We start from the raw sequence: 25367 nt of genomic DNA on the forward strand, positions 1-25367 counted from the left end.
GATGACGACCACCCACGCCCCCAGCGTGGCCGCCGAGGTGATCGCCGTACGCCCTGGGCCGCCACTCGCCGGCACCGTGAGCGTCGACGGCTCCAAGAACGCCGCTCTGCCGCTCCTGGCCGCCGCGGCGGCCCTCGGTCGCCCGCTCAGACTGAGCAACGTCCCGCACAGCACCGACGTCCAGATCATGCTCACTCTTCTGCACCAGGCAGGCTGGCATGCCGCGCAGCCCGCCGACGAACCGACCACTTACGTGGTCCTGCCAACGGAGGCATCTCGGGGGCTGCCCGAACTTGCGCAGGCAGCCCACATCCGAGCCTCGTACTACCTCGTCCCCGCCCTGCTCGCGCGTTACGGCCAGGCACGGCTGCCCTGGCCGGGCGGCTGCCGGATCGGTGCGCGCGGGATGGAGCTGCACTTCAAGGTGTACGAGGCATTCGGCGACCGGAGCCGGCAGGGCAGCTCCGGTTACGGCATCGAGGCGCTCACCTCTCACACCGGCACCGTCTCCATCACACTGCCGTTCCGCTCTCGCGGTGCGACCGTGGCCGCGACACTGCGCGCCCTCACGACCGGCCGCCCCTTACGGCTGGGCCAGCCCAACCTCTCGCCCGAAGTCCTGAGCGTGCTCGACGCCCTGAGTTCGGTGGGCTGGGAGACGCGCGCCGGCGAGCATGTACTCACTCTCTCACCGCCCTCCTCGCCGTCGGCTGCCCCCGTTGCCTGGACGGTGCCCGGAGACAAGATCGAGGCAGCTACGCTGGCCTGCGCGATCGCCGCGACGCGCGGCACTGCCCGTATCAATGGTGTGCAGGGCAAGGACGTCGGCCCGTTCATAGCTGCCCTGCATCAGCTCGGCATGCCCGTGGACGCGGAGCCGGATGGCCTTACCGTCCGCGCCCAGGAGGCAGCCCTCACTGGTCGTCCCCTGCGGGCCATCGCCTCCCTGAGCCCGGCCGGCCTGGACGCCGACTTCGAACCACCGCTCATGGCACTCGCCCTCGGACTGCCCGGCACGCACCTGTTCGCCGACGCCATCAATCCCGGCCGCCACGGCAACCTGCTACCGCAGCTGAGCCGCCTGGGCGCCGAGATCGAGGAGATTTCCGCCACCGAATGCCGCCTGACCGGGCCCCAGCAGCTGACGGGCACGGGCGCCGAAGCCACCGACATCCGGACCGGGTCCGCCCTCATGGTCGCCGGCCTCACCGCCCGAGGCGTCACCACCATCGGCGGCCTCGACCAGTTGCGCCGCGGCCACGCCGACCTGTCCGGCAAGCTGCGCGCCCTGGGTGCCGACATCTGCGAGGTCACCCCGTGACCGCCGACGGCCGGAACCTGCGCCAGATCGTCGCCACGACGGACGTCCACTCCGCCTTCGACAACGCCGCACCGTTTCTGACCCACCTCCACGCACTCCGCCGGACCTCGCTCATCGTGGACTGTGGCGACTTCTTCGAAGGCAGCGGGTATTACCGCCTCGCTCGCGGCGTGATCGAGCGGGAGATCCTGCTCGGGCTGTACGACGTGTTGGCCCCTGGCAACCACGGCTGGCCCCACCACTTCGAACCCGACCTTCACCAGCGCACTGTCTGCGCCAACGCCGTCGGTGCCAACACCGGCGACGCTCTGTTCCGCCGCCTGTACATCGCCACCATCGACGGACGGCGCGTCGGCGTAACCGCTGTGATCGGCCGGCAAGCCTTCCGCTCGATCCCTGCCACCCAGCGAGCCGGCCACTGCGTCACCGATCCCCTCCAGGCCCTGGACGAGGTGATTCTCGCCCACCACCACGAGGTGGACAGCTGGGTCCTACTCAGTCACTCCGGCTTCGCCGAAGACCGGGAGATCGCGGCGGCCTGTCCCTTCCTCGACGTGGTCTTCGCAGGGCACTGCCACAGCGATCAGTACGGCCCGGTCCGAGTCGACGGCACCCTGGTCGTCAAGGGCCAGGAACTCGCCGGCGGCTATGCGATCGCCATGCCCGTGGGTACGGGATGGGGTGCGGACACCACATCCTTCCCCGATCGGGCCACGAGCGTCATTCCGACGAAGCTTGCGGATCTACGCTCCCGCATCGAAGACGTCAAGCAGCAGCTGGCCGACGTCCTCGGCCCGATCAGTCCGGCATACCGCCACCAGGCCCTCGACCGGCGCAGCCTGCTCCTGGACCTCACCGCCCGCCTGCGCACGGGGCTCGGCGCGGACGCGGTCATCCTCAACGAGACGGCGCTACGCGCCGTACTCCTCGGCGGCAACCTCACCCAGGGCGACCTGCTCTCCATCGAGCCGTTCGGCAACCAGCTGGTGCACGCCCACGTGCCGGATCCAGCACGAAGCGACCTCCCAGGCTGGTTGTCACAGCTCACCACCCAAACCGGCCCGCTCGTCACCGCTCCCGATCCCTTGCCGGACTCCGTCACCACCGTGCTGACCACCGACTACCTCGCCGACACCTACCTCGGTGAGCGCACGCACGAGGCCGGCCTGCGTCTGGACCAGGCCGTCCAGCACGTCCTTACCGCTCCTAACACCACGAAAGGAGGCAGGTAATGATCCTCACCGGCCCGGAGATCACCGCTGCCGCCCATGACGGCCGCCTCCGCATCACCCCGTTCGCCGCCGACCAGGTCAACCCCAACAGCTATAACGTGCGTCTGGGCCCCGCCCTGATCACCTACACAGGCCCCGTATTGGACGCCCACCGGCCCAACCCCACCCACGAAACCACCATCGGCGCAGACGGGCACGTCCTCCAGCCAGGCGAGCTCTACCTCGGCCACACCCTAGAAGAGGTCGGCTCCGACACCTTCGTGCCACTGTTGTTCGGCCGCTCCTCCGTCGGCCGCCTCGGCCTGTTCGTCGAGATCACCGCCCCCATCGGCGATATCGGCTTCCACGGCCAGTGGACACTCATGCTCTCCCCGATCCGACCGCTGCGCGTGTACGCCGGCATGAAGATCGGGCAGATCATGTTCTTCGTCTCCACCGGTGCCGTGGACCTCTACCGCGGCAAGTACCAGGCCGCCACAGGACCGCAGCCCTCCGCCTACTGGCGAGACCTCGCCCGACTCCAGGTGGTGGCATCGTGATCCTCACCGGTCCCGCCATTGCCGCCGCCGTCCAGGCCGGCGAGATCACCATTGAGCCGTACGAGCCCAGCCGCGTCTCCCCCAACGCCTACGACTGGCGGCTGGGCGCCACCATCCGCGTCTGCGATGGCGACCTCGACGCCGCAACCCCCACCGCCTTCACCGAGCAGTCCATCCCCGACGCCGGCTTCGTGCTGCGCCCTGGCCTGCTCTACCTCGGCATCACCCTGGAGCGGACCGGTTCGGAGACGTACGCGCAGCTGCTGAACGGCGACCGCACCACCGGCTCCCTGGGCATCTGGGTCCACGTGTCGGCTCCGCTCGGACACCAGGGCCATGCGATCCGGTGGACGCTGGAAATTCGCGCCGCCCGACCGGTGCGCTTGTATCCGGGCATGACCTTCGGCAAGCTCGTCTTCCTCACCACCTTCGGCGCACCGGCCAGCTACCAGCAACGGCCCGCAAAGTACGCGACCACGGAAGGCATCGACATTTCGCGCCTTTACGAGGAGATCGACGGAGGCACGCGGTGAACGCTCGCCCGATGGCCGCCACCTTCCTGGACCTCCCCGTCGGAAGCCCCGGCGGCAGCGTCGAGCTCTTCCTCGACCTCTACACCGGCCAGCAGCCCCTCATCCCGGCCCGCGCTTTCATGCTCGCACCATCCGGTCACGTTCCTCGTCCACCCGCCGGACTCAACGTGCTCCCCGTGGCGGGCAAATGCCTGGAAGGAACCGCCTTCAGCCGCTACGTCGCCACCCTGCGCAGAGCGCTTACAGCCACGCTCGATCCCACACAGATCGACGTCCTTCACTTGCAGCACCTTACGTTCGGCGCCACACCCGCCCTCATCCGCGCTCTGCCCGCGCATCCTCGGATAGCCCTCGTCCACGGCACGGATCTCCTCTTCGCCGAGACCCACCGAGAACAGCTCCAAGTGCTGCGCGAAACAGCGAGGGCCGCTGACGCCATCGTGGTCCCCACCAACGCAATGGCCGATCGCCTCCTCAGGCTCGCCCCGCAGATCGAACACCGAAAGATCACCCACATCCCCTGGGGCATCCCCGACCACCTGCTCACGAACCCGCCGGCTCGACCTGTGCGCACGTCCACCAGCCACCTTCGCCTTCTGTACGCAGGTCGCCTGACCGCCGAAAAGGGTGGAGAGATGCTGATCAAGTGTCTGGCTCCCGTGCCCGGCGTCGAGCTGAGCGTTGCGGCGCCCAGAGCCCAGTTCCACGCACTGGCCCCGCTGCTGCAACGAACCGGCGTACGAGTGCGCTACCTCGGCTGGCTCCGCCGCCCACAGCTGTGGAAAGCCTTCACCGATCACGACGTGCTGGTCGTGCCGTCCACCACCCTGGAGGCCATGGGACTAGTCGCGCTGGAAGCCCAGGCACGCGGACTACCCGTCCTCTACCAGCCCGTACCCGGCCTCAGCGAAGCGCTCGCCGCTTCCGGCATGGCCACCGACTTCACCCACTCCGCCGTACTCGCGCGCGACCTCGACCGGCTGAGAAAGACACCCGGACTGCTGACCGCCCTGCGACAGGCCGGCTATGCAAACGCAGCACGCTATCCCCTCTCGGCGACCGCACGAACCCTGACCGACCTCGGCCGACAGCTCACGTGAACCGACCGCCAGACGACCCGACACGTCACTACGCGAACCGCTCCGCGAACGTCACTACGCTGACCGACGGGACACCCCGGCGAAGAGGGAGACCATGACGTACGACCGCGACCGTATCGAAGCCCTGCTCGACGAAGGAGTCCGCGACAAGGTGTACCCGGGCGCCGTGTGGGCCCTCGGCGACGCCACCGGCACCCTCGCCCAGGGCACCTCCGGCGTCCTCGACCCCGACGAGCCGGACGTGCCGATGCGCACCGACACCGTCTTCGACGCCGCCAGCCTCACCAAGATCCTGGCCGTCTGGTCCTCCATCGGGGCCCTGTGGCAAGAGGGAAGCCTCGGCCTCGACCAACCGCTCGGCACGTTCTGGCCCGACGTCGCCGGCCACCCACTCGGCATCGTCACCACCCAACAATTGCTGACCCACACCGCCGGTGTCCCGCTACGAGCCCAACTGAAGAACCTCTACGGCACCAACCCCGAGGAGATCCGCCGAGGCGTCCTCCGCGAACAGCTGCACCGACCTCCAGGTGAGGCAGTCGAGTACACCGACCGGGCCGCCCTCATCCTGGGCTACCTCGCCGAACACCTCTCCGGACAGCCCCTGGATCAATTGGCCACCACCCGCACCTGGCACCCACTGGGCATGACCTCCACCCGCTTCGGCCCCCTGCCCGCCGACGTCGCCGCCCGCTGCGCACCGACCGAGCTCGACCAGGACACCGACACCCACCTCAAGGGAGTCGCCCACGACTTCTCTGCCCGCCTCCTGGGAGGCGTCTGCGGCATCGCCGGCGCCTTCACTGTCGTCGACGATCTAGCCGCCTTCCTCCGGTACATGCTCGCCCCTGCCGCTTCCCAGTTCCGGGCTGGTTTCGGGAGCGAGTGGATCACCCGCTCCCTGACGATCCACACTGGCCAACTCCAGCCCGCTCGTGGCTTGTTCTGGCACCCCGCTCCCGGCACCACCGCCGAGGAGGACGTCTGGGTCCACTACGGCTTCACCGGCACAGGCATGTGGATCTCCCCCACCAAGGACCGCTGGGCGGTGCTCCTGACCAACAAGCTCTACTACACCCGCGACCGCGAGCCGCTGGCCGATGTCCGCAACACCTTCCGCGAACTCGCCTTTACGTAAGGACCAGGTGACGCGACCGCCGAATGAAGGGCCCGTCCCGTGCTTCACCAAGAGAGACGGTGTGCCCAGAGTTCACTTCCGGGCTGTAGGCCGAACAGCTCAACGGTTCACCAGGTAGAAGATGAAGGCTGCGCCTATACCGAGGCCCCAGAAGAAAGCGACGGCTCGCGCCCGGTGGTCAGGAAGGATCACCGGTGGAGGTGGGGTCACCGTGGCCTCGATCCGCTCAGCCACGCCATTGAGTGCGATCCCTATCTCCTCGATTCGACCGAGAGGCTTGTCTCCGTTTTGTAATCTGTCCATGTCCCTGACCAGTTGGTCCAGGGAACTCAGACTGCCCTCAAAACGCGTAACCAAGCTGCTGAGGTCTTCCTTGCTGCGCGAGCTGACGGTCCCCTCTAAACGACTAACAATCCTGTCGAATTCATGGAGGTCGAACTGCTTGGACGCCTTGTCGAAGGTCTCTGCGGCGTTGGACACCTGGCCTGCGACATCCTCGTTGATGCTGTAGCTCGCGCGCGTGAGCAACCCAGCGACGTCTTCGTTGATGCGCTGGGAAGCCTGCCAGAGAGTGTGGGCGACATCTTCGTTGATGCTGCGCGCCGCGAGCGCGAGCAGCCTCGCGGTATCGGGGGAAATGACCCCATCGTCCAAAGCCTCTTCAAGCAGCTGGGCCAGGGCGGGTGAATCTTTGGAAATCTTTTTGAGCACCGCTTTGGTCTTCGCATCGACCGCCTCGATGCGGATCTCGCCGTGGTTGTCACCACCGACGAAGGCACCGTCCCCGTGATTGTGCTGCTCGGTGATGTGCCGCTGCGGCTCCGGACCAATATCCGTCACCGTTCCTCCTGCCCATCGACACGGATGGTGCCGTGGTTGTCGCCACCGATGAAGGTGCCGCGCCCGTGGTTGTGCTGAGATCCGATGTGGACCGTCTTCGTACCAGAGGGCAACGACGAGCGCAGCGCCTCGATATCGGCTCGGGTTTCGGGATAGGCAGTGAGGAACGCGGTCAGCAGACTGCTCCACTGGGCAGTGACCTCGGCCTGGGTAACCCGCCGCTGTTCCAGAGCCTCGGCATGCTCTTCAAGCGCACGCAACGCAACCGACTCTTCCCTCGCGGTCCCGCGCTGGAAGATCGCGGAGATCCGGGTGCGCAGGGCGTCGGTCTGACCCTGAAGCAGGTAGGCCAGAACGTTACCGGCGGCGCCGGTGGCAACGGCTAGGGCTGCTGCATCAAGCACGTGGAAGACCCCCGAGGTAGATGCGGAGCACAGTGCTACGCGCGTCCGTGACCGATAGATGGTCCCTCGTAACAGAGATCAAGCGCCGATGGTCTTCAGCAACCGACCGGTTTATCTCAGGAATTGACCGAAAATCACGACCTGAGTGGTGGAATCACTGCGGAACACCATGAGGCCGTCGCTCGCAGCGGTGCCCTGCCGGCGCTGTGGTCAGCGCGGGCAGGGCACCATGGAGTCGCCCACTCCGCCTCGCTGCACCACTCCGCGGGACGTGACCCGACAGCTTTCTTAGCAGCGATTCGGAGGACATCGGGGCCGCGACTGGATCAGCCCCCTACCCGTGCCGTCTGTGATGGCAACGACCAACCCGGCCCTGAGCTGTGTCACAGGCTGGTCCACCACCGCAACAAGAGGACCGCCAGTTCCCTCAGCACGACGCCGGCCATCCACCGCACAACGAGTGCGGCCATCCGCCGCCGAAGCCTTGGCGTGCGCCACACGTACCGCGCCTTACGACAGAGATTGCGCATTGCCCGTCCCATCCGTGGACTTGACCAACCAAGCGATCGGTCACACGCCACCTGACCTGTTCGGAGCGGGGTTCGACGAGAAGCACCTCATACCGGACTACAGGTATGTGCTGGTCGGACAGGCAAGGAATAAGGTTCGCAGAAGGTTCGGAACGAACGGGGAACGGCATGGTGGACGTCCCGGCGGCAGCATCGCGCCTGGCCGAGGAACTGAGGGCAAGTCGGCAAGCATCTGGGCTCTCGTTCGGTCAGATCATCCGGCAGGGCGAGCGGCAGTCTCCTCCCGTCACCCTGACCAAGAGCACCCTCAGTGCATGGTTCAACGCTCAGAGTGTTCCGCGGGCCGGACGCGCTTTTGTCTTCCTGACCGAACTCCTCGAAAGCCGAGCCGATTCGAGGCCCGGGCCACGGTCCCGCGCTCGGTGGGAGAATCTGCGCCGAGCGGCCGAGCGAAGCAGGGCCACAGCTCGCCGGGACAGTGCGGCGACCGGGCCCCGCACGCAGAGGCAGCATGGCGATAAACTCCGCAGCGCACGGCCACTGCGCATTGGTCTGGTCCCCGACACAGCCGATGTGCTCGTCGATCGGGCACATCGCGAGGCCCTAGCGCGTGCTCTGGACGGCCCCGAGGACAGTGACCTCGGGGACGCATCCGGCGCAGCCGTTAGGGGGCGCGTGATCACAGGAACCGGGGGCGTCGGGAAAACCTGCCTGGCCGCCGACTACTGCCGCAGTGCCGCCGACGAGGCAAACGGTGGAGTGGACGTGTTGATATGGGTGACGGCAAACACCACTCCAGCCGTGACCGGTGCCTATGCCCAGGCATCCCGCGAGCTTGAGCTGGTACCCAGTAGCGAGAACACCGCATCCGCCGCTGAACAGTTCCTCAACTGGCTCCGCATCACCGATCGCAGCTGGCTCATCGTCCTCGACGACGTGCACTCCGCTGGCGTGCTGGAGGGACTACGGCCGCCTCGACGCACCGCCGGTCGCGGCAGGGTCATCGTCACCACCCGCAGCCGCGAAAGCGACCTCGCCGCAGCGAGCGGCCATCCGTTCCTGTCCGTTGGCGTCTTCACTCCCGAGGAATCCCTCACGCACCTACGCAACACACTGCAACGAGCCGTGCCAGCCGGTGCGGACGCGGAGCTGGCGGGACTCGCCGACGATCTCGGTCATCTTCCCCTGGCCCTGTCGCGGGCGGCCGCATACCTCGACTACAACGCCTCTTGCAGCATCGTCCGTTACCGACGCCTGCTCGCGGACCGTCGGCTCACCCTCGAACGACTGATCCCTGCGGTGCGCGGCAGTGCTGCAACGAACTCACTGGCAGCGCTGTGGGACATCTCTGTCGAGCAGGCCGACCAGCACACCGGCATGCTGGCCCGGCCTATGCTCGAACTGGCCGCCGTCCTCGACGGGGCAACCGGCATTCCCGCCCCTCTGTTCACCAGCGACACCGCCCGTAATTGGCTGACCGAGCGCAGCAGAGCAGACCGCCCCGTCGACGAGTTCGATGCCGAGCACACCCTGGCAACGCTGGACCGACTCCACCTCATCGATCACACCCCGGGCGAGGATTGTGATGACGCATGGCTGGTCCGTATGCACCAGCTCATTCAGCGTGCCGTGCATGAACATGAACCTCCTGGTTCATCGCCCGACATTCGGTCACAGCGCAGGAACGCAGTCCTGCCGGCGGCTGCCCACGCCTTGCTTGACATCTGGCCCGACACTGGGCACGACCAGGACCACGCACAGCGGCTGCGGGCCAGTGCCCGCTCGCTGGCCATCCACGATCAGGTCGGAGAGAGCCACCCGCTGTGGCAGGACGACACCGCATACACCCTCCTCTTCCGGCTGGGCACGAGTGCAGGTGAATCCGGCGACATTGCCTGGGCACGCGCCCATTTCGACGCGCTCTGCTCCCTCGCCCACCAGCACCTTGAAGCCGACCACCCGCACGCCCTTTTCGCCCGCAGCGAGCTGTCTCGCTGGCAAAGCCGAACCGGAGATCATGCCGGAGCAGTCCGAACCCTGGAACGTCTTGAGGCTGACCACATCCGGTTGTTCGGCTACGAGGCCCCCGAGACACTCGTGACTCGTCACAACCTTGCAGTCGAGCGGGGTGAGGCGGGCGACGTGGGCGGCGCCATCGCTGCCCTCAAAGAGGTACTCGCTGTCCGCCAGCGCAACGGAGCGAGCCGTGGGGCGATACTCGCCACTCTCCACAACCTTTGCTATTGGATGGGCGTCGCGGGTGACGCAGCAGAGGCTGCTTCCGCTTACCGCAGGCTGATCCCTCTCATGGGAGAGGAGTTCGGTGCCGATGCCGATGGCACACTGACCGCCCGCCATAATTTGGCCCGCTGGCTGGGCGAATCAGGCAACGCTGCCGAGGCCGTCAGCTTGCTCGAAGCGCTGCTACCCGACCAGACACGAGCGCTCGGGCCCCGGCACCTGCGCACCCTGATCACCCGGCAAAGCCTTGCCCGTTGGCAGGGCTCAGCGGGCGAGACAGACAAAGCAATCGCCGGTTATCAAGCGTTGATCCCCGACATGAGGGAAGCCCTGGGCCCTGACCATCCCGAGCTGCTCACATCCCGGCACAACCTCGCCTATTTGCAGGCAAGAAGCGATCCGGCCGCCGCAGGCGAAAACTTCGCCGCCGTCATTGCCGACAGAACCCGAGTCCTGGGCCCCCACCACCGCGACACACTCAGCTCCCGACAGGGCCACGCCTTGTGTCTGGGCTGGGCAGAAAGGCCGCAGAAAGCTGTACAAGCGCTGGAAGACGTCCTCCGTGACCAGCGACACCATCTCGCACCAGAAGACACAGGCACTCTCAGCACCCGTCACAGCCTCGCCGTCATGCGTGGCTATGCAGGAGCACCCCAGGCAGCCATCGCCGAGCTTCTAGAGCTCCTCCCCGATCAGGAGCGCATCCTGGGCCCTGGCCACCCCCAAGCCCTGGCGACCTTAGAAGACCTCGGCCGCCTGCAGGGCACAACGGGCGACGCACAGGCGGCAAGCGACACCTACCAAACCCTGCTGACCCAGATCGAGCGCCACCTCGGCCCTGATCACCTCGCCGCACTCTCGGTACTCAACAAACTCGCCATGTGGCGCGGACGCGCGGGCCACCCCAGAGAAGCAGTCCACTTCCTCATCCGGATGCTCACCGGTACACGACGCCTCGTAGACCCTGCTCATCCCGTCCTCTCCACCATCAACGACAACATCGCCTATTGGCTGAATCAGGCCGACATCGCGGAACAGCGCCACGGACGCTGAAACCCTCACCTCACGAGAGTGCTGCATCCATCGCACGGCCGACGGAGCGTGCACAAAGCTGGCGCAAAACGGATGCAGCACACATGAAGCCGGGTAGCCTCGTGAACATGCGAGAACTACGGAGGGCTGTTTCCCCAGGCCACGGCTTACCCGATGTTTCCGCAAGTCACAGCCCTGCCGAGGGAAAACCCCTAAAGCGGGTGTCGGGTAGGCGCTTCGGCAGCCCAAGCAACCTTGGCCGTCCGGCTCGGGCACAACCCCACCAGGAGCGCTTCCAGGGCACATGAGCCTGGGTAACGGCGTTGACGGGTGAGAACTACGGAGAGGAGTTTTCCCAGGTCAACGCACACATTGCGAAGATACCCCAGGTCACCGCCCCACCCCTCCCATTCGCTGCACAAGTGGCAGGACTTCTCGGTACGACTGCACGAAGCGGGACACCAGCCTTATTGCCTGGTGTGGCCGTGAGCCGGGGGTGCACGGGGCCGGGCGGCGCTGAGCGGCCCTCGGGTCCCGCCGGCCCGAGCGGTGGGCGGCAGTGCGACCCAGGCCGGCACCTCGACCGGGTGCTCGGCCGACAGCCCGGCAGGCGGATCACGTACGGTTGAAGTACCGAGGGCATCACGCACTCCGGCCGCCACGCCGGGTCGTCCTCGGCGAGAGACGAGTGGATCCGGGCCGCCCCCGTGGCCGGCGCGGAGACGGGTCGGCACCATGTCCGCCACGGTCGAAGCAACCCCGCGCGAGCCCTTCACGGCAGGGGCCGCACCGAGCGCCCACGCGGGCCCGCCACCCCGCCGAGGGGAGGCGTGATGACCCTTTCCCGGCTGGACATCCATCGGCGGAACCGAGGAGAGCGAACCCTCGTCACGCTCGCCGGAGACATCGGGCCGGCCACGACGCCGCTGCTGCGGGCCGCGGTGGAGCGGTGCCTGCTGGACGGTGTCACCGTGATCGACATCGACCTGGCCACGGTCGGTTCCTGTGACGCCAAGGGCTTGGACGTCCTGCTGTCGGCAGCACAGCGCGCCGGCCGGGTCCACGCTCGCCTGCGGCTGCACCATCCGTGCGCGCAGATCGCCCGGCTCCTCGATGCCACCGGATCGAGTGCGCTGCTCCTTACGGCCCCCGCGAGTCCGGTCCCCAGGGGCGGGATCCGGCTTCGCCGGCTGACCCGCGGGCAGGCGGAAGACATGCGCGAGGACATCGCGGACCTGGCTGCGGCGTCCGTCGCGGGCACCGGCGGCGAGGCGTACCACAACCGAGGCGCCTTCCTGCACCGCTTGGCGGTCACCGCCCACCGGCCCGGCTTCGCCCTGCTGGTCGCCGAGACGACAGTGCTGGTCGGTTGCGCCTTCGGTTTTCCGATGGGCTCCGACGGCTCCGGCCCCCGGGGGTCCGACGGAACGCTCCAGGAGATCATCCAGCGGCTCACCTCCCGAGCGCGGTTCGTCGTCCTCACCCAGGTCGTGGCCCATCCGCACGTTCAGCACCGCGATATCGCCCACCGTCTGCAACAGCGTCTGCTCACGGACCTGCGCTCCTCTGTCGGGGTCACCCTGCTGCACCCCGCCGACCAGGCGGGACAGGCCGCCTTCTCGTCCTGGGGCTGGCAGAACATGGGTGAGGTCGTGGGGCTGCCCGGCGCCGTCGCCCCGTGCGTACTGGCCCTGTCCGTCGAAGGACAGCCCTCTTGACCCTGTCCGTCGAAGGGCAGCCCCCGGCACACCGATGACGTGGCAGGGGAACGATGGGCCGGCGGTCGTACCGGCCGGGGCGACTCACGCCACCCGCCGTCCGCCGTACGGGCGTGTCGCGACGCGATGGCCGTCGGCCCCCCTCCACGCGATGGCCGTCGGCCCCTCCACGCGATGGCCGCGCGCCACGCCGCCCGTCACGGCCGGGAGTAGCCTGACAGGTACCGAGAACTTTCGGGCGCACGATCACGGTGGCGCCGTTCCCGGCGAGTGTCAGACACGGGCAGCCGGAAAACGCACGGCCCGGAACGGGATCGCACGATGGACACCACCACAAAGCCCGCCGAAGGTACGGCACCAGAATCGGGACACTCCTACGGGATGCCCTTGCCCCGGCTGCGCCTCACGCCGGATGTCAGCCATGGCTCGCTGGACGGCGCGTGGTGGCCGCGCTGTGACGCACTGGAACCGGAGCCGCCCGCGCTGGTCGGTTCCTCGGACCCGGGCGTCGGCACCGTCACCCGCGTGACCGTGGGGAGGGCCGTCTGGCCCGGTGCCCCGCGGCAGGTGACGGCGCCGGGGCATGTGATCGAGGTGGCCCTGAGCGACGACGCCGCCGAGGCGCATGCCATCACCGTGGACTGCGGCAGCGTGGGACGCTGGGAACTGCTGGTGGTACCCCCGCACGAGCCGGCCGGAGTGATCACCCGGCTGCCGACCGCCGCCGCCCCCGGGAACCCACTGACGGCTCCGCGCCTGCTGGCCTGCGCCGAGAGCGGCCCGGACGGACAGGAGGCATGGGGCACGGAAGGAGGAGCCGGACCCAGGTGAGCAGCCCGACCCGGCCGACTCCGCCCGACCGGAAGGCCGGGCGTCCACGACCGACCCCGTGATGGAGCCCCATGGAACCGACGGATCCTGTGGCGTCCCAGCCCGCTCCGAGCGTGACCGAGGCGGGCGAGGGAATGACGGCGGGACGGCGCGCGGACCGGTCCGAGAGCTTGGGGGAAGCTCTCCTCGGAAAGATCCTCGACAGCGCGCACTCACTCCCGCCCCATCTCATCGGGCCCCTGGTGGCCGATGTGGTGCAGCGGCTCGGTGGCCGCCGTCCGCAGGTGCTGTTGCAGGACTACGGCCAGCTGCTGCTCGTACCGCTGCCCGGTGAGGGCCTCACGGGCGGGGAACCGCAGGTGATCGACGACTCCGAGGCGGGCCGCTGCTTTCTCGACGCGGCCCCCGTGGAGGTACCCCAGGAGGACGGCGTCCGGGTCCATCTGCCCCTCCTGGACGGCGGTGACCAGGTGGGGGTCATGGCGGTGACGCTGGACAGCATCGATGACGACGACCGCCGCCTGCTGTTCCGGATCTCCGGCCTGGTGGCCGACCTCCTGGTGACCAAGCACGGCTACTCCGACCTGTTCTTCAACGTCCGACGCGGTGAGGCGATGAGCGTCGCGGCGGAGATCCAGTGGTCCGTGCTGCCACCGCTGGCCATGATCATGCCCCGGGTCGCCGTGGCGGGGATCCTGGAACCCGCCTACGACGTGGCCGGCGACAGCTTCGACTACGCGCTGAACGACGACGTCCTCCACGTGGCCATGATCGACGCGATGGGTCACGGGCTGGACGCGGCCACGATGGCCACGGTGGCCATCGGCTCCTACCGCCACGCCCGCCGCGCCGGTATCGGACTGTCGGAGATCTACGCGTTCATGGACCGCGCCGTGGCCGGGCAATTCGGTCCCGAGCACTTCGTCACCGCGCAGATGCTGCAGCTGGACACGACGACGGGGCGGGTGCAGTGGGTCAACGCCGGGCACCCCCCGCCGATCCTTGTCCGCGACCACCGCGTCGCACAGCGTCTGGTCTCCCCGACGACGCTCCCCGTCGGCCTGGGTGGTGCGGAGCCCCGGGTGAGCGAGCTGGGGCTGGTGCCCGGGGACCGCGTGCTCTGCTTCACCGACGGAGTGGTCGAGGAGCACGAGAGCGGTGGGGAGGAGTTCGGTGAGGACCAGCTGATCGACTGCGTGAACCGACTGGAGCGGACCGGGCGCGGCATCCGGGCGGTGACGCGCTCGCTGTCCCACACGCTCAAGCGGGCGCGGGGCGGCCAGACCAGCGATGACGCGACGCTGCTCGTGGTGGAGTGGCGCGGCTGACCTCCGCTCGCCGTACGACGCCGTTGCGCGGGTCGCGCCCGGCGGCGGGCCCGTCAGCCGGACGGACCGCGCCCGCTCCCGGTCTCGATGAGGATCTGCTCCGCCTGGCTGCTGTTGTCCGCCCGGACCGCCTGGGCCATCGCGGCGCGGGCGGCGTCCGGTGCCGCGTCCGGCGGGACCACCAGCAGCGAGAAGATGTCCCTGTCGCCCCGGGTGATCAGGACCGTGTCGTCACCAACCGGGAAGGAATCGACGCGCACCACGTGGTCGTCCACGATGATACGCGTCGGGAGACCCTCCCAGGCGGCGGCGTCCAGCCCCACACGGGTCACGGGGCCGAGGTGGGCGACGAGGGCACTCAACAGGGTGGGCAGCTCGGCACCGATGTCGCGCGAGCGCGGCCACCACGCACCGTCGAGGACGCCTTCGCGTGATGCGGTCGTCTCCAGCCGCAGAAGCGCGCACCCCGGCCGCACGGCCTCGTGGACGCCGCTGGGCAGACACGGGGGAACAGGTGGTGTATCCGAGCCGGTCATGACGACCACCCGTCTGTAGGACCGGTGCGACGACGGGACTCCGCCCCGCACCTGCCACGTTACTCCTGGCACCACGCACGACGGCGCCTGTGAAGCTCCCCCTCGTCCGCCGCTCCGCTGTGACGCAGGAGCGTGGCCCTCTCGCCTGGCCAAGCTCGTACGTCCGCGGCGTGAAGCGCGCCACGGGACATTCCATGACTCCTTGAATACCCCCCGGGGTAACCATGCTACCGTCGAATACCCCCGGGGGTAATTTGGGACGGAGCGGAGGAGCGCATGTTCTTCGTCGGCACACGGGTGGCGGTGCGGGACGCCGCGCGGCCCACCGGACGGGTCGGTGCCGCTCCGCCGCTCGACGTACGCGACGAGTGCGGCCGCTCGCGGCGGGCGGCCGGACCCCTGCTCGCCAGGGGCTGCCGGTCCTGCGGTCCCGGGGGCGCGACGCCGTACGGGTCCCGCCGTGTCGCACCGCTCCGTGGAGGCCGCCGACGTGACCGGTGGCACACGGGACCGGGCCGTCACCGGTCTGCCGGTGGTGGACGGGCACGGCGGGAACTGCTCGGCGTGGGCGGCGGCTTCCTCGCCGTACCGGCACTGGTCGACGTCCTCGGCCTGCGCATGCGCGCGGCGGTGGGCACCAGCCTGCTGGTCATCACCGTCGACTCGCTCGCGGCGCCGGCCGTGCGCGCCGGCACGGCGAGCGGCCTGAACCGGGCCGCCAGTCGGCCCCTTCGCCGGCTCGGCGATCCTCGGCGCCTGGGACGGCGAACGCCTGTCGGCCAAGCTGCCCGGGGAGACCCTGCAACGCGTCTTCGCGCTCGTCCTGCTCGCGGTGGCCGGCTTCATGCCGGTCGACGCGGTGGCGTGACCGCGGCCCTCACGCCAGGGACAGGAACAGCTTCTCCATCCGCGCGCGCATCGCCTCCGCGTCCTCCCCGTTCTTCCTGCCCGACTCGATGTCCGCGACGCATTGCTGCAACCCGGTGGCGATGATCGCGAAACCCGCCCGGTCCAGCGCCCGCGAGGCCGCCGCCAGCTGGGTGACGACCTCCTCGCAGTCCCGCCCCTCCTCGATCATCCGGATCACCCCGGAGATCTGCCCCTGCGCCCTGCGCAGCCGGTTCAGCACGGCCTTCAGGGACGCGCCCTCAAGCTCCAGTTCCACGGTCACTCCTCCGCCTATACCCCTAGGGGTACTTTACGTCCCCGGTTGCGCGGACGGGGCCGATCGGACACTCAGACGATCACCGACACGACAAGGATCACCGCTGCCATGACCAGCCCCCTCGCCCCCACCACGCTCGGCACCGACCAGGTCCGGGAGCGGCTCCACGAACTCACCGTCATCGACGTCCGCACCCCCGGCGAATACGCCTCGGGTCACCTGCCGGGCGCCCTCAACATCCCCCTGGACCACATCCGCCGCGCACTGCCCGAACTCCGGCACGCGGCCGGCCGGCGAGACGTGCTCGTGGTGTGCGCCTCCGGTGCCCGCTCGGAGAACGCCTGCGCGCTCCTGGCCGAGCAGGGCATCCCGGCCGCCGGCCTCGCGGGCGGCACCAACGGGTGGGCCGCGCAGGGGTACGACCTGCACCGGCCCGCCGCGTGCGCCACCCGGGCCCGCTGGAGCATGGAACGGCAGGTCCGCTTCACCGCCGGAGCGGTGGTGCTCCTGGGGCTGCTGCTCGGCCTGCTCGCGCACCCGGCGTTCCAGCTGCTCTCCGCCGGCATCGCGGGCGGCCTCGTCTTCTCCGCCCTCACCGACACCTGCGGGATGGCGGCCGTGCTCGGCAAGCTGCCGCACAACCGGCCCCGCGCAGCCGGCCTCGACGCGACGCTCGCCGCGCTGCGCTGCCGCTGAGCCGGGTGGACGCCCTTCGCCAAACTTCGTGCTCACCGGGTGGCGGACGGCGTCACCGCGCCGCGCCGACCACAGGCCCCAGCAACTCCAGCGCCTCCTCCCAGCGGAACCGTTCCGCGGCGCCGCCGGCCTTCGGCCGGTGCGGTTCGCACGAGCCGATCAGGACCCCCATCCCGCGCAGCCGGTCCAGGCTCTGCCGGTAAGCGGGGTGGGCGGCCTGGGCGGAGTTCAGGTAGGACAGGGCCACGGTCGGAACGCCCATGCCGTACGCCTCGCACAGGATGCCCAGGGCGAGGGTGTCCGAGATCCCGGCGGCCCACTTGTTGACCGTGTTGAACGTGGCCGGCGCCACCGCGATCGCGTCCGCCGGGGGCAGGGGGCGCGGCTCCCCCGGCGAACGCCAGGCGCAGCGGATCGGGTGACCGGTCTGCGCCTCGACCGCCTCGGCGTCGATGAAACCGAGCCCCTGAGGCGTGGCCACGACACCGACGTCCCAGTCCGCCTCCTGGGCAGCCGTGATCAGCTTGCCGACATCACCGGCAACGCCCGCCGCGCACACGACGACGTACAGGAAGGGCTTCTTGTCCGGGGCGGTCGGCTCGGTCACGCGGGAACTCCCAATCGGCGGCTGGAGCCGTGCAGTCAGGCGATGTGACTAGGCTTTCGATCATGTGGAGACAGGCAGTGACAGAGGTCTTCCCGGGCGTGGGCCTCCGGGAACCGGCGGAGCCGTCCGACCTCGTCACGGCGGAGAAACGGCTCGGGCGAAGCGTGCCGGCCGAGCTGCGGCAGTTGCTCCTCGAAAGCAACGGGGTGATCGGGCACTTTCTCGTGAACACCGTCTGGTCCCTCGACCGGATCGTCGAGACGAACCTCTACTTCCGGTCCGACGAGACGTTCGCCCAGTTGTACATGCCGTTCGACGCCCTTCTTTTCTTCGGGGACAACGGAGGCGGCGACCAGTTCGCCTTCGTCCGGAAGCCCGAGCGTCCCGACATCTTCGTCTGGGAGCACGAGAGCGACAGCCGCCGCTGGGTGGCCAGGGACCTGCGGGACTACCTCGGCCGTGCGCTCCGGACCGGCGACGACGACTGGTACCAGCCGTAAGACACCGGCCAAGCCGCGACACCCCTCTACGATCACCCCCCATGGACTGGTTGGACCGAATAGCGGCGTTGCGTCAGTGGGCCAGGAACGGAACGCGGGCTCCGCACAAGCCGTTGCTGCTTCTGTACGCCCTCGCGCGGTTCCAGGAGGACGCCGACGGCGGGCTGCGGTACACCGCGGTGGAGCACGACCTGCAGAGCCTGCTCGCCGAGTACGGTCCGCCCAACAGGACGACGCCCGCCTACCCCTTCCATCACCTGGTCAGTGACGGGGTGTGGGAGGTGCGTACCGACCGGGGAGGCGGCAGCCCCGGGAGCGGGGTGCGGGAGTTGCGGGAGACGGGTGCGACCGGGCGGCTCGCGCCGGAGTTGCGGGCGGCGTTGCGGCGCGAACCGGACCTGCTCGGCAGGATCGCGCGGCTGCTGCTCGACCTGCACTTCCCGCCCTCCCTCCACGGTGAACTGTGCGAGGCCGTCGGACTGGAGCTGGAGCCGGCCGAGTCCGAGCGGCTGGTGCCGGCGCGCAGGCAGCGGGACCGGCGGATGCGGGAACTGGTGCTGACCGCCTACGAGTACCGGTGCGCCTTCTGCGGCTACGACGGCCGGATCGGCTCGGTACCGGTCGGGCTGGAGGCCGCCCATGTGCGCTGGTGGGCGTTCGGCGGCCCGGACGAGGTCGACAACGGGCTGTGCCTGTGCTCGCTGCACCACAAGCTCTTCGACAAGGGGGTCCTCGGGGTGGGGGACGATCACCGCGTCCTGGTCAGCCGGCGCTTCGTCGGGCACAGCGCCGCCGCCCGGCAGCACGTCACAGCCCTCGCCGGCCGGCCGCTCACCGGCCCCCAGCCCGGCACCCGCCCGGTCGCCGCCGCGCACCGCGACTGGCACACCCGACAGGTCTTCCACGGCGAACCGCGCCCCGCCGCGGCGGCCTGACCACCGAGGGTACGGGCACGCGGTCACTCCGGAGCGGCCTGCACGACCGTGAAGTGCCGGTCCATGCCCGGCTGTTCGAGTTCGTCCACGGCCGCCGCCGCCAGGTCCTCCGCGCTGATCCGGGAGCGGCCGTCGGGAGTGGTGAGCAGCGTGTCCGTGCCGCGGCGGTAGCGGGCGGTACGGGTGCCGGGTTCGAGGAGGGCCGGGGGGCTGAGGTAGGTCCAGTCGGGGTGGGCGTGGGCGCGGCAGGCGCGCAGCTGGGCCACTCCGGCCGCGGCGACCGGGCGCAGCTCCGCGGGGACGTAGGCCGGGTTGTCGGCCAGGAGGAGGTCCGGGATGCCGGGGGTGCGCAGGGCGCCGGCGCCGCCGATCACCAGGACCCGGATGCCGAGTCCGGCCGCGGTGTCCAGGACGGTCCGGGTCACGCCGACCAGGAAGTCCTCGTCCGCCGGGTACGTCCGCAGGGCCAGCACCACCGCGTGTGCGCCGGAGTCCGTCAGCGCCCGGCGTACGGCGTCCGGGTCCGCCGCGTCCAGCGGGACCGGGGTCACGGCCGGGTGGCCGCTCGCCGGCTTGCGGGCGAGGGCCAGTACCCGGTGCCCGCGCGCGGCGGCCTCGGCCGTGATCCGGCTGCCGACCGTTCCGGTGGCGCCGAGGACCGCGATCGTCAGGGCGGAGGTCATCGGGGAGGTGCTCCTTCCGTGGTGGGGCGGGTTCAGTTGCGCGGCGAGCAGCGCCGCCAGGGACAGGGCGAAGCCGCAGGCCTGGGCCGGGCTCAGGGATTCGCCCCGCGTCACGCCGATGGCCGTGGCGACCAGGGGGGACAGCAGGACCAGGGGCGCGATGGCCCCCACCGGAAGGGTGGCTATGCCGCGGAACCACAGCGTGTACGCGATCAGGCCGCCCATGCTGCCCAGCCACAGGTAGCCGCCCGCCGCGCCGGCGTCGATCCGCTCCGGCACACCTTCGAAGGCCAGGGTCACCGGGAGCAGGAGCAGGCCGCCGACCGTGAGCTGCCAGCCGGCCAGGGCCAGCGGACCGACCCCCGGCGGGCGGCCCCAGCGCCTGGTCAGGACGACCCCGCCCGCCATGGTCGCCGTATGGCCGAGGCCGGCGAGCAGGCCCACGGCGTCCAGCCGGGCGTCGGGACCGAGGACCACGAGTCCGACGCCGGCCACGCCGAGTACGCCCCAGGCCAGCCGCCAGGGCGTCGGCCGGTCGCGCAGGACGAGGAGGGCCAGCCCGGCGACCAGCAGCGGCTGGACCGCGCCGAGGGTGGCGGCGACCCCGCCGGGGAGCCGTTCGGCCGACACGAACAGCAGGGGCATGCCGCCGATGTTGAGCAGGCCGAGGACGACGGCCTTCCACCACCAGTCCCCGCGCGGCAGCACCCGGGTGAGCGCCAGTCCGGCCAGCCCCGCGGGCAGGGAGCGCATGAGGCCCGCGAACAACGGGTGCCCGGGCGGGAGGAGTTCGGTGGTGATGATGTAGGTGGTGCCCCAGGCGGCGGGGGCGAGCGCGGTCAGCAGGACGGTGGCCGGCCGGTGAGCGGCCGACAGGGCGGAGACCGGCCGGTGAGCGGTCGGCGGGACGGTGGCCGGTGGGTGGGCGGACGAGGACATGCGAGGAGTCTCGGCCGCTCCCCCGCCATGCGTCCAAGACATGGTTGCCATCGCAGCCATGTACGGAAACCATGGCCGGGTGGACCTCCAGCAGATGCGGTACGCCGTCACCGTGGCCGAGACCCGTAACTTCACCCGCGCCGCCGAACGGTGTTACGTGACGCAGTCCTCGCTCAGCCACCGGATCGCGGGCCTGGAAAGGGAGTTGGGGGTACGACTGTTCGCCCGCTCCAGCCGCCGGGTCGAACTCACCGACGCGGGCGAGGCGTTCGTGGCACGGGCGCGCGAGGCGCTGGCCGCCGCCGACCGCGCGGTGGCCGACGCCGCCGCCGCGACCGGCGTGGTGCGTGGCCGGCTCGCCGTCGGCGTGATCGTGACCACCGCCGCCGTGGACGTGCCGGAGGTGTTGCAGCGCTACCGCGCCCGGCACCCGGAGGTGCGGGTGCTGCTGCGCTCCGGGCGCAGTGACGAGCTGGCGGCGGCGATCCGCCGCGGCGAGCTGGACATCGCCTTCCTCGGGCTGCCGGAGGGCGAGCGGCCCACGGGGGTGGAGAGCGTGGTGCTCGACCACGACGAGCATGTGCTGGTGATGGCGGCCGGGCACCGGCTGGCCGGCGCGGAACGGGTCACGCTGCGGGACATCGCCGGGGAGACGTTCGTGGACTTCGTGGCCGGGACGCCCGCCCGGGCCCAGTCGGACCAGGCGTTCGCCGCGGCGGGCCTGGTCCGCGAGGTCGCCTACGAGGCGGGGGTCGTGGAGCTGATCACCGGGCTGATCCGGCGCGGGCTCGGCGTCGCGCTGCTGCCCTCGGCGTTCGTCCGGCCGCTGGCCGCCGCCGGCCCCGGGCTGACACTGGTCCCGGTGGCCGACGGACCGCGCCGCGTGGAGTACCTGGCCTGGAGCCGTTTCCCGCCGAGCCCGGCGACCCGGGCCATGCTCGACGTCCTCGGGGCCGGACCGCGGACCTGACGCACCGCACGCCTCGGGGCGGCGTCAAACGGTCCGGCGCGCGTCCGGCGCGGGCAGGTCCTCCCGTACGGGCGGTACCGCCGTGGCGGCCAGCAGGCGCAGGGCCGCGTCGGACGGGGAGCCGGGCTCGGCGGTGTAGGTGATCACGCGCTGGCCGGCGGTGCCCGGCAGGCACAGGTTCTCGAAGCCCAGCTCCAGGGTGCCGACCGCCGGATGGCGCAGGGACTTGGTGCCGGAGACACAGGTACGGACCGGGTGCCTGGCCCACAGCGCGGTGAACTCCTCACTGCGGATGGACAGTTGACCGATCAGCTCGGCCAGCGCGCGGTCGTCGGGGTGCCGGCCGGCGACCAGGCGCAGGGAGGCGACCGCGAGGTGCGCCTCCTCCTTCCAGTCGGTGTACCTCGCCCGGTACTCGTCGTCCAGGAACAGCATCCGCACCAGGTTGGGCCGGCCGCCGGGAGTCTCCGGAGCCTCCCACGGCAGATGCGCGGCGAGCAGGGCGTGACCGAGCCGGTTCCAGGCCAGGACGTCGCCCCGCCGGTCCAGGAGGAGCGCGGGGACGTCCGTCATCGCGGCGAGCAGCCGGCGGGCCGAGGGGGACGCGTGCCCGGCGCGGGGCGCGGCCGGGCGGCGCGGGGCGGCGGGACGGGCCAGGTCCTTCAGGTGGGCGGTCTCGTCCTCGGTGAGCCGCAGGGTGCGGGCGATCGCCTCCAGCACGGAGTCGGAGACACCGGCCGCGCGGCCCTGTTCGAGGCGGGTGTAGTGGGTGATGCTGACGCCCGCGAGCAGGGCCAGTTCCTCGCGGCGCAGCCCGGCCACCCGGCGGCGGGCCGGCGCGGTCGCGATCCCGACGTCCTGAGGCCGCAGCGCGGCACGGCGTGACTTCAGGAACTCTCCGAGCTCGGACGACGCGTCCATGGCTGCCTCCGGGGCGTGCGGCGTACTCCGACGGCGAGTACGGCGGATACCGCGGTCGTCGTACCGCGGCCTTCGTCCATCCTGCCCGCCCGGCGGCGCGAACGAGATGCCCGAGGGTGGTCACGCGATGACCACCCTCACGGCGACCGGTCCCACGGCGGTGCTGGCTGCGCCGGCCGCGGCGGACGAGTCTTCTGCACGGCGACTCCCGCTGCTCGTGGGCGAGTTCGCCGTATCCCCCGACGCCCCGACCCCGCCGTACAGAAGGGACCCGTCATGTCCGCCACAGCGACACGACCGGCCGACGCCGCGCCCGCCGCGCTGACCCCGCGGCTGCGCCTGGTGCTGGTGCTGCTGCTCGCGGCCCAGTTCATGCTGGCCGTGGACTTCTCCATCCTGAACGTGGCCCTGCCGGTGATCGGCGCGGGCCTCGGCTTCTCCCTCGACCGCCTCCAGTGGATCGGCACCGCGTTCGCCCTGTGCGCGGCCGGGTTCACCCTGCTGTTCGGGCGGGTCGCCGATCTCTTCGGCCGCCGTCGGCTGTTCCTCGGCGGCCTCGTCGTCCTCGGCGCGGCCTCGCTGGCCGGCGGGCTGGCGCAGAGCCCGGAGGTGCTGCTCGCGGCCCGGGTGTTCCAGGGGCTGGCCACCGCGGCGGTCACCCCGGCCGGGCTGTCCCTGCTGACGACCTCCTTCCCGGAGGGCCCGCTGCGGGAGAAGGCGCTCGGTCTCAACGGGGCGCTGATGTCGGCCGGTTTCACCACCGGCGCGATCCTCGGCGGCCTGCTGACCGACCTGCTGTCGTGGCGCTGGGCGTTCTTCGTCAACGTGCCCGTGGCCCTCGCCGTACTCCTCGTCGCGCCCGCCGTCATCGCCGAGTCCCGGCCCGCCGAGCGGCCGAAGCTGGACGTACCGGGTGCCGTCACGGTCACCCTCGGGCTGCTGGCGGTCATCCTCGGTCTGACCCAGGCCGGGGAGCACGGCTGGGGCGCGCCGGCCACACTGCTGCCGCTCGCGGCCGGGGTGGTGCTGCTCGGGGTGTTCGCGGTCGTGGAGCGCCGGGTGTCCGCGCCGCTGGTGCCGCCCCGGGTGCTGGGCCGGCGGTCGGTGGCATGGGGCAACCTCGCCGGGCTGATCGCGTTCCTCACCGAGACGTCCCTGGTGTTCCTGCTGACCCTCTACCTCCAAGAGGTGCTGGGCTTCTCCCCGCTCGCGGCCGGGCTGTCGTTCGGCGTGCTGGGCGCGGGGACCGTGGTCGGCGGCGCGCTCGCCCCGCGGCTGATCGGCCGGTCCGGCGCGACCCGGACCCTGCTGGCCGGCGGCCTGGTGCAGGCCCTGTCCACGGCGGCCCTGCTCGGCCTCGGCACCGGGCACGCCTCGCTGTGGCTGCTCCTGGCCGCGACCTTCGCGGGCGGAGTGGGCAACATGCTGGTCATCGTCGGGTTCATGGTGACCGCCACGTCCGGTCTCGCCGACGACGAACAGGGCCTGGCCACCGGGCTCGCGACGATGACCCAGCAGGTCGGCATCACCATGGGCACGCCGGTGATGAGCGCCGTCGCCACCGCCGCCATGACCGGTACGGGCACCCTGGCGGTCCTCGGCGGCCTGAAGACCGCGATCGCGCTGAACGCGGCACTCGCCCTCGTCGGCACCGTGGGCAGCGCGGTGTTCCTGCGCACGCCCCGCCACCGGTGACGGGCCCGCTGGTGAGTCCTCAGCAGTACGGCGGCTGGTTGGTGAGCGAGGACGCCACCCGCATCCACACCCCGAACTGCCGGTACAGCGCGGGCAGCGGACCGCTCGCCCGGACCGTCCGGGGGTCGTCGGCCGTCACACCCGGGATGCCGAGCAGGGTCGCGGCGACCGACGCGGACTGCCAGCGGACGGCGAGGGTGGCCTCGGCGGCGGACGGGGCGGGGCGGCGCGGGGCCGGGGTGAGCGCGGCGGCCACCGTCTCCTCGATCGCCTCGCGCGCCTCCGCCTCGGGCCGCAGCTCGGCCGCGAACCGGTCGCGGGCGTACTTCACCGGGACGGTGGCGACCGAGGGGTCCCACTCCGTCATCTCCGCGCACGCCGCGTCGTCACCCGTGAGGGCCACGACGGGCACGCCGAGGGCCGCCGCCGTGGCCTGCGCGAGCCCGATCTCGCCGACCGGGCGGCCGTCCAGCCACATGTCCTCGATCTCGTGCCCCATGAAGCTGTGGCTGAGCACGCCCGGCGCACCGGCCCGGGAGTGGTAGCCGACGCAGAGCACGGCGTCGTACTCGCCGGTCAGCCCCTCCAGCATGCCGAGCTGCTTGGGCCTGCCGCGCACCAGGCGGGCCGCCGGGTGCAGGGCCTCGGGGAGGAGGTTGCGCATCGGGCCGTGGGCGTCGTTGACCAGGACGTGGGCGGCGCCGGCGGCCAGCGCGCCCCGTACGGCGGCGTTCACGTCCTCGGCCATCTTGGCGCGGCCCCGCTCGTAGTCCCGGCCGCCCGGCTGGACGTCGTCCGCGTCGACGAGCCCGGTGACGCCCTCCATGTCCGCGCTGATGTAGATCCGCACGGCGTCGACCCTAACCGGCCCTACGTATTGTAGGTTCCCAACCGCCGACAACTACCGGGCCGTTCACACGCCTGTTCAACGGG

At 70.7% G+C, this 25367-nt stretch carries 23 protein-coding genes and 1 pseudogene; 16 read left to right on the forward strand and 8 right to left on the reverse strand.

Going from position 1 to position 25367, the window contains the following annotated elements; genetic code table 11:
• Window position 1: 1 nt before the first annotated feature.
• From Srubr_RS28790 to Srubr_RS28815, 6 genes are all read left to right on the forward strand, one after another.
• A complete protein-coding gene (locus Srubr_RS28790) occupies window positions 2-1321 on the forward strand; it encodes a UDP-N-acetylglucosamine 1-carboxyvinyltransferase (RefSeq protein WP_189994376.1) in 1320 nt (439 codons plus the stop codon).
• Window positions 1318-2553, forward strand: coding sequence for a metallophosphoesterase (locus tag Srubr_RS28795; RefSeq protein ID WP_189994378.1), 1236 nt, complete (start codon window positions 1318-1320; stop codon window positions 2551-2553). Before Srubr_RS28790 ends, Srubr_RS28795 begins: the two co-directional genes overlap by 4 nt.
• A complete protein-coding gene (dcd, locus tag Srubr_RS28800; protein ID WP_189994380.1) occupies window positions 2553-3092 on the forward strand; it encodes a dCTP deaminase in 540 nt (179 codons plus the stop codon). The genes Srubr_RS28795 and dcd overlap by 1 nt, the downstream gene beginning before the upstream one ends.
• Complete coding sequence (locus tag Srubr_RS28805; protein WP_189994382.1) at window positions 3089-3625, forward strand: dCTP deaminase; 537 nt, start codon at window positions 3089-3091, stop codon at window positions 3623-3625. The genes dcd and Srubr_RS28805 overlap by 4 nt, the downstream gene beginning before the upstream one ends.
• An 11-nt stretch (window positions 3626-3636) precedes the next feature.
• On the forward strand, window positions 3637-4725 hold the full coding sequence (locus Srubr_RS28810; RefSeq protein ID WP_189994384.1) for a glycosyltransferase family 4 protein: 1089 nt from the start codon (window positions 3637-3639) through the stop codon (window positions 4723-4725).
• A gap of 94 nt (window positions 4726-4819) precedes the next feature.
• Complete coding sequence (locus tag Srubr_RS28815) at window positions 4820-5863, forward strand: serine hydrolase domain-containing protein (protein WP_189994386.1); 1044 nt, start codon at window positions 4820-4822, stop codon at window positions 5861-5863.
• A 99-nt stretch (window positions 5864-5962) separates the two neighbouring features.
• Here Srubr_RS28815 and Srubr_RS28820 read toward each other — a convergent pair whose 3' ends face one another.
• Both Srubr_RS28820 and Srubr_RS28825 read right to left on the reverse strand, forming a co-directional pair.
• On the reverse strand, window positions 5963-6703 hold the full coding sequence (locus Srubr_RS28820) for a hypothetical protein (RefSeq protein WP_189994387.1): 741 nt from the start codon (window positions 6701-6703) through the stop codon (window positions 5963-5965).
• The gene (locus Srubr_RS28825) at window positions 6700-7107 is read right to left on the reverse strand and encodes a hypothetical protein (RefSeq protein ID WP_189994389.1); all 408 of its coding nucleotides are present in this window, start codon (window positions 7105-7107) and stop codon (window positions 6700-6702) included. The genes Srubr_RS28820 and Srubr_RS28825 overlap by 4 nt, the downstream gene beginning before the upstream one ends.
• A gap of 1205 nt (window positions 7108-8312) precedes the next feature.
• On the opposite strand from Srubr_RS28825, the gene Srubr_RS28830 reads away from it, so the two are divergent.
• From Srubr_RS28830 to Srubr_RS28845, 4 genes are all read left to right on the forward strand, one after another.
• On the forward strand, window positions 8313-10931 hold the full coding sequence (locus Srubr_RS28830; protein ID WP_189994390.1) for a tetratricopeptide repeat protein: 2619 nt from the start codon (window positions 8313-8315) through the stop codon (window positions 10929-10931).
• Between the two features lie 812 nt (window positions 10932-11743).
• Entirely contained in the window at window positions 11744-12628 is an 885-nt protein-coding gene (locus Srubr_RS28835; protein ID WP_189994391.1) for an STAS domain-containing protein, read from the forward strand.
• A 321-nt stretch (window positions 12629-12949) separates the two neighbouring features.
• Entirely contained in the window at window positions 12950-13459 is a 510-nt protein-coding gene (locus tag Srubr_RS28840; RefSeq protein ID WP_229926642.1) for a DUF5994 family protein, read from the forward strand.
• Window positions 13460-13593: 134 nt separating this feature from the next.
• Window positions 13594-14787, forward strand: a complete 1194-nt coding sequence (locus Srubr_RS28845) for a PP2C family protein-serine/threonine phosphatase (RefSeq protein WP_189994564.1) — start codon at window positions 13594-13596, stop codon at window positions 14785-14787.
• 53 nt (window positions 14788-14840) lie between these two features.
• Here the strand turns inward: Srubr_RS28845 and Srubr_RS28850 are convergent, their stop codons facing one another.
• Window positions 14841-15323, reverse strand: coding sequence for a DUF5994 family protein (locus Srubr_RS28850; protein ID WP_189994393.1), 483 nt, complete (start codon window positions 15321-15323; stop codon window positions 14841-14843).
• 510 nt (window positions 15324-15833) lie between these two features.
• Here Srubr_RS28850 and Srubr_RS41055 point away from each other — a divergent pair.
• Window positions 15834-16191, forward strand: a pseudogene (locus Srubr_RS41055) (TSUP family transporter); the annotation flags it as partial.
• A gap of 9 nt (window positions 16192-16200) precedes the next feature.
• On the opposite strand, the gene Srubr_RS28855 reads toward Srubr_RS41055, so the two are convergent.
• Window positions 16201-16488, reverse strand: coding sequence for a metal-sensitive transcriptional regulator (locus tag Srubr_RS28855; protein ID WP_030778221.1), 288 nt, complete (start codon window positions 16486-16488; stop codon window positions 16201-16203).
• Between the two features lie 108 nt (window positions 16489-16596).
• Between Srubr_RS28855 and Srubr_RS28860 the strand changes: the two genes are divergently transcribed.
• Window positions 16597-17184: a rhodanese-like domain-containing protein gene (locus Srubr_RS28860; protein ID WP_189994395.1), complete on the forward strand. Its 588-nt coding sequence runs from the start codon at window positions 16597-16599 to the stop codon at window positions 17182-17184.
• Window positions 17185-17236: 52 nt separating this feature from the next.
• On the opposite strand, the gene Srubr_RS28865 is transcribed toward Srubr_RS28860, so the two are convergent.
• Complete coding sequence (locus tag Srubr_RS28865) at window positions 17237-17791, reverse strand: flavoprotein (protein ID WP_189994397.1); 555 nt, start codon at window positions 17789-17791, stop codon at window positions 17237-17239.
• A gap of 62 nt (window positions 17792-17853) precedes the next feature.
• Between Srubr_RS28865 and Srubr_RS28870 the strand changes: the two genes are divergently transcribed.
• Entirely contained in the window at window positions 17854-18291 is a 438-nt protein-coding gene (locus Srubr_RS28870) for an SMI1/KNR4 family protein (RefSeq protein WP_189994399.1), read from the forward strand.
• Between the two features lie 41 nt (window positions 18292-18332).
• Entirely contained in the window at window positions 18333-19226 is an 894-nt protein-coding gene (locus tag Srubr_RS28875) for a phosphorothioated DNA-binding restriction endonuclease (protein WP_189994401.1), read from the forward strand.
• Window positions 19227-19249: 23 nt separating this feature from the next.
• Here Srubr_RS28875 and Srubr_RS41725 read toward each other — a convergent pair whose 3' ends face one another.
• Entirely contained in the window at window positions 19250-20848 is a 1599-nt protein-coding gene (locus tag Srubr_RS41725; protein WP_189994403.1) for an EamA family transporter, read from the reverse strand.
• 79 nt (window positions 20849-20927) lie between these two features.
• Between Srubr_RS41725 and Srubr_RS28890 the strand changes: the two genes are divergently transcribed.
• On the forward strand, window positions 20928-21818 hold the full coding sequence (locus Srubr_RS28890) for a LysR family transcriptional regulator (protein WP_189994566.1): 891 nt from the start codon (window positions 20928-20930) through the stop codon (window positions 21816-21818).
• A gap of 24 nt (window positions 21819-21842) precedes the next feature.
• Here Srubr_RS28890 and Srubr_RS28895 read toward each other — a convergent pair whose 3' ends face one another.
• Entirely contained in the window at window positions 21843-22739 is an 897-nt protein-coding gene (locus Srubr_RS28895) for a helix-turn-helix transcriptional regulator (RefSeq protein ID WP_189994405.1), read from the reverse strand.
• Window positions 22740-23015: 276 nt separating this feature from the next.
• Here Srubr_RS28895 and Srubr_RS28900 point away from each other — a divergent pair, with 276 nt between their 5' ends.
• Window positions 23016-24434, forward strand: a complete 1419-nt coding sequence (locus tag Srubr_RS28900; RefSeq protein WP_189994407.1) for an MFS transporter — start codon at window positions 23016-23018, stop codon at window positions 24432-24434.
• A gap of 19 nt (window positions 24435-24453) precedes the next feature.
• Here the strand turns inward: Srubr_RS28900 and Srubr_RS28905 are convergent, their stop codons facing one another.
• Window positions 24454-25284 (reverse strand): M55 family metallopeptidase, encoded by an 831-nt coding sequence (locus Srubr_RS28905; RefSeq protein ID WP_189994415.1) that lies wholly within the window; start codon window positions 25282-25284, stop codon window positions 24454-24456.
• Window positions 25285-25367 lie beyond the last annotated feature (83 nt).

It is taken from the genome of Streptomyces rubradiris (assembly GCF_016860525.1).
In the GTDB taxonomy this organism is placed as follows: Bacteria; Actinomycetota; Actinomycetes; order Streptomycetales; family Streptomycetaceae; genus Streptomyces; species Streptomyces rubradiris.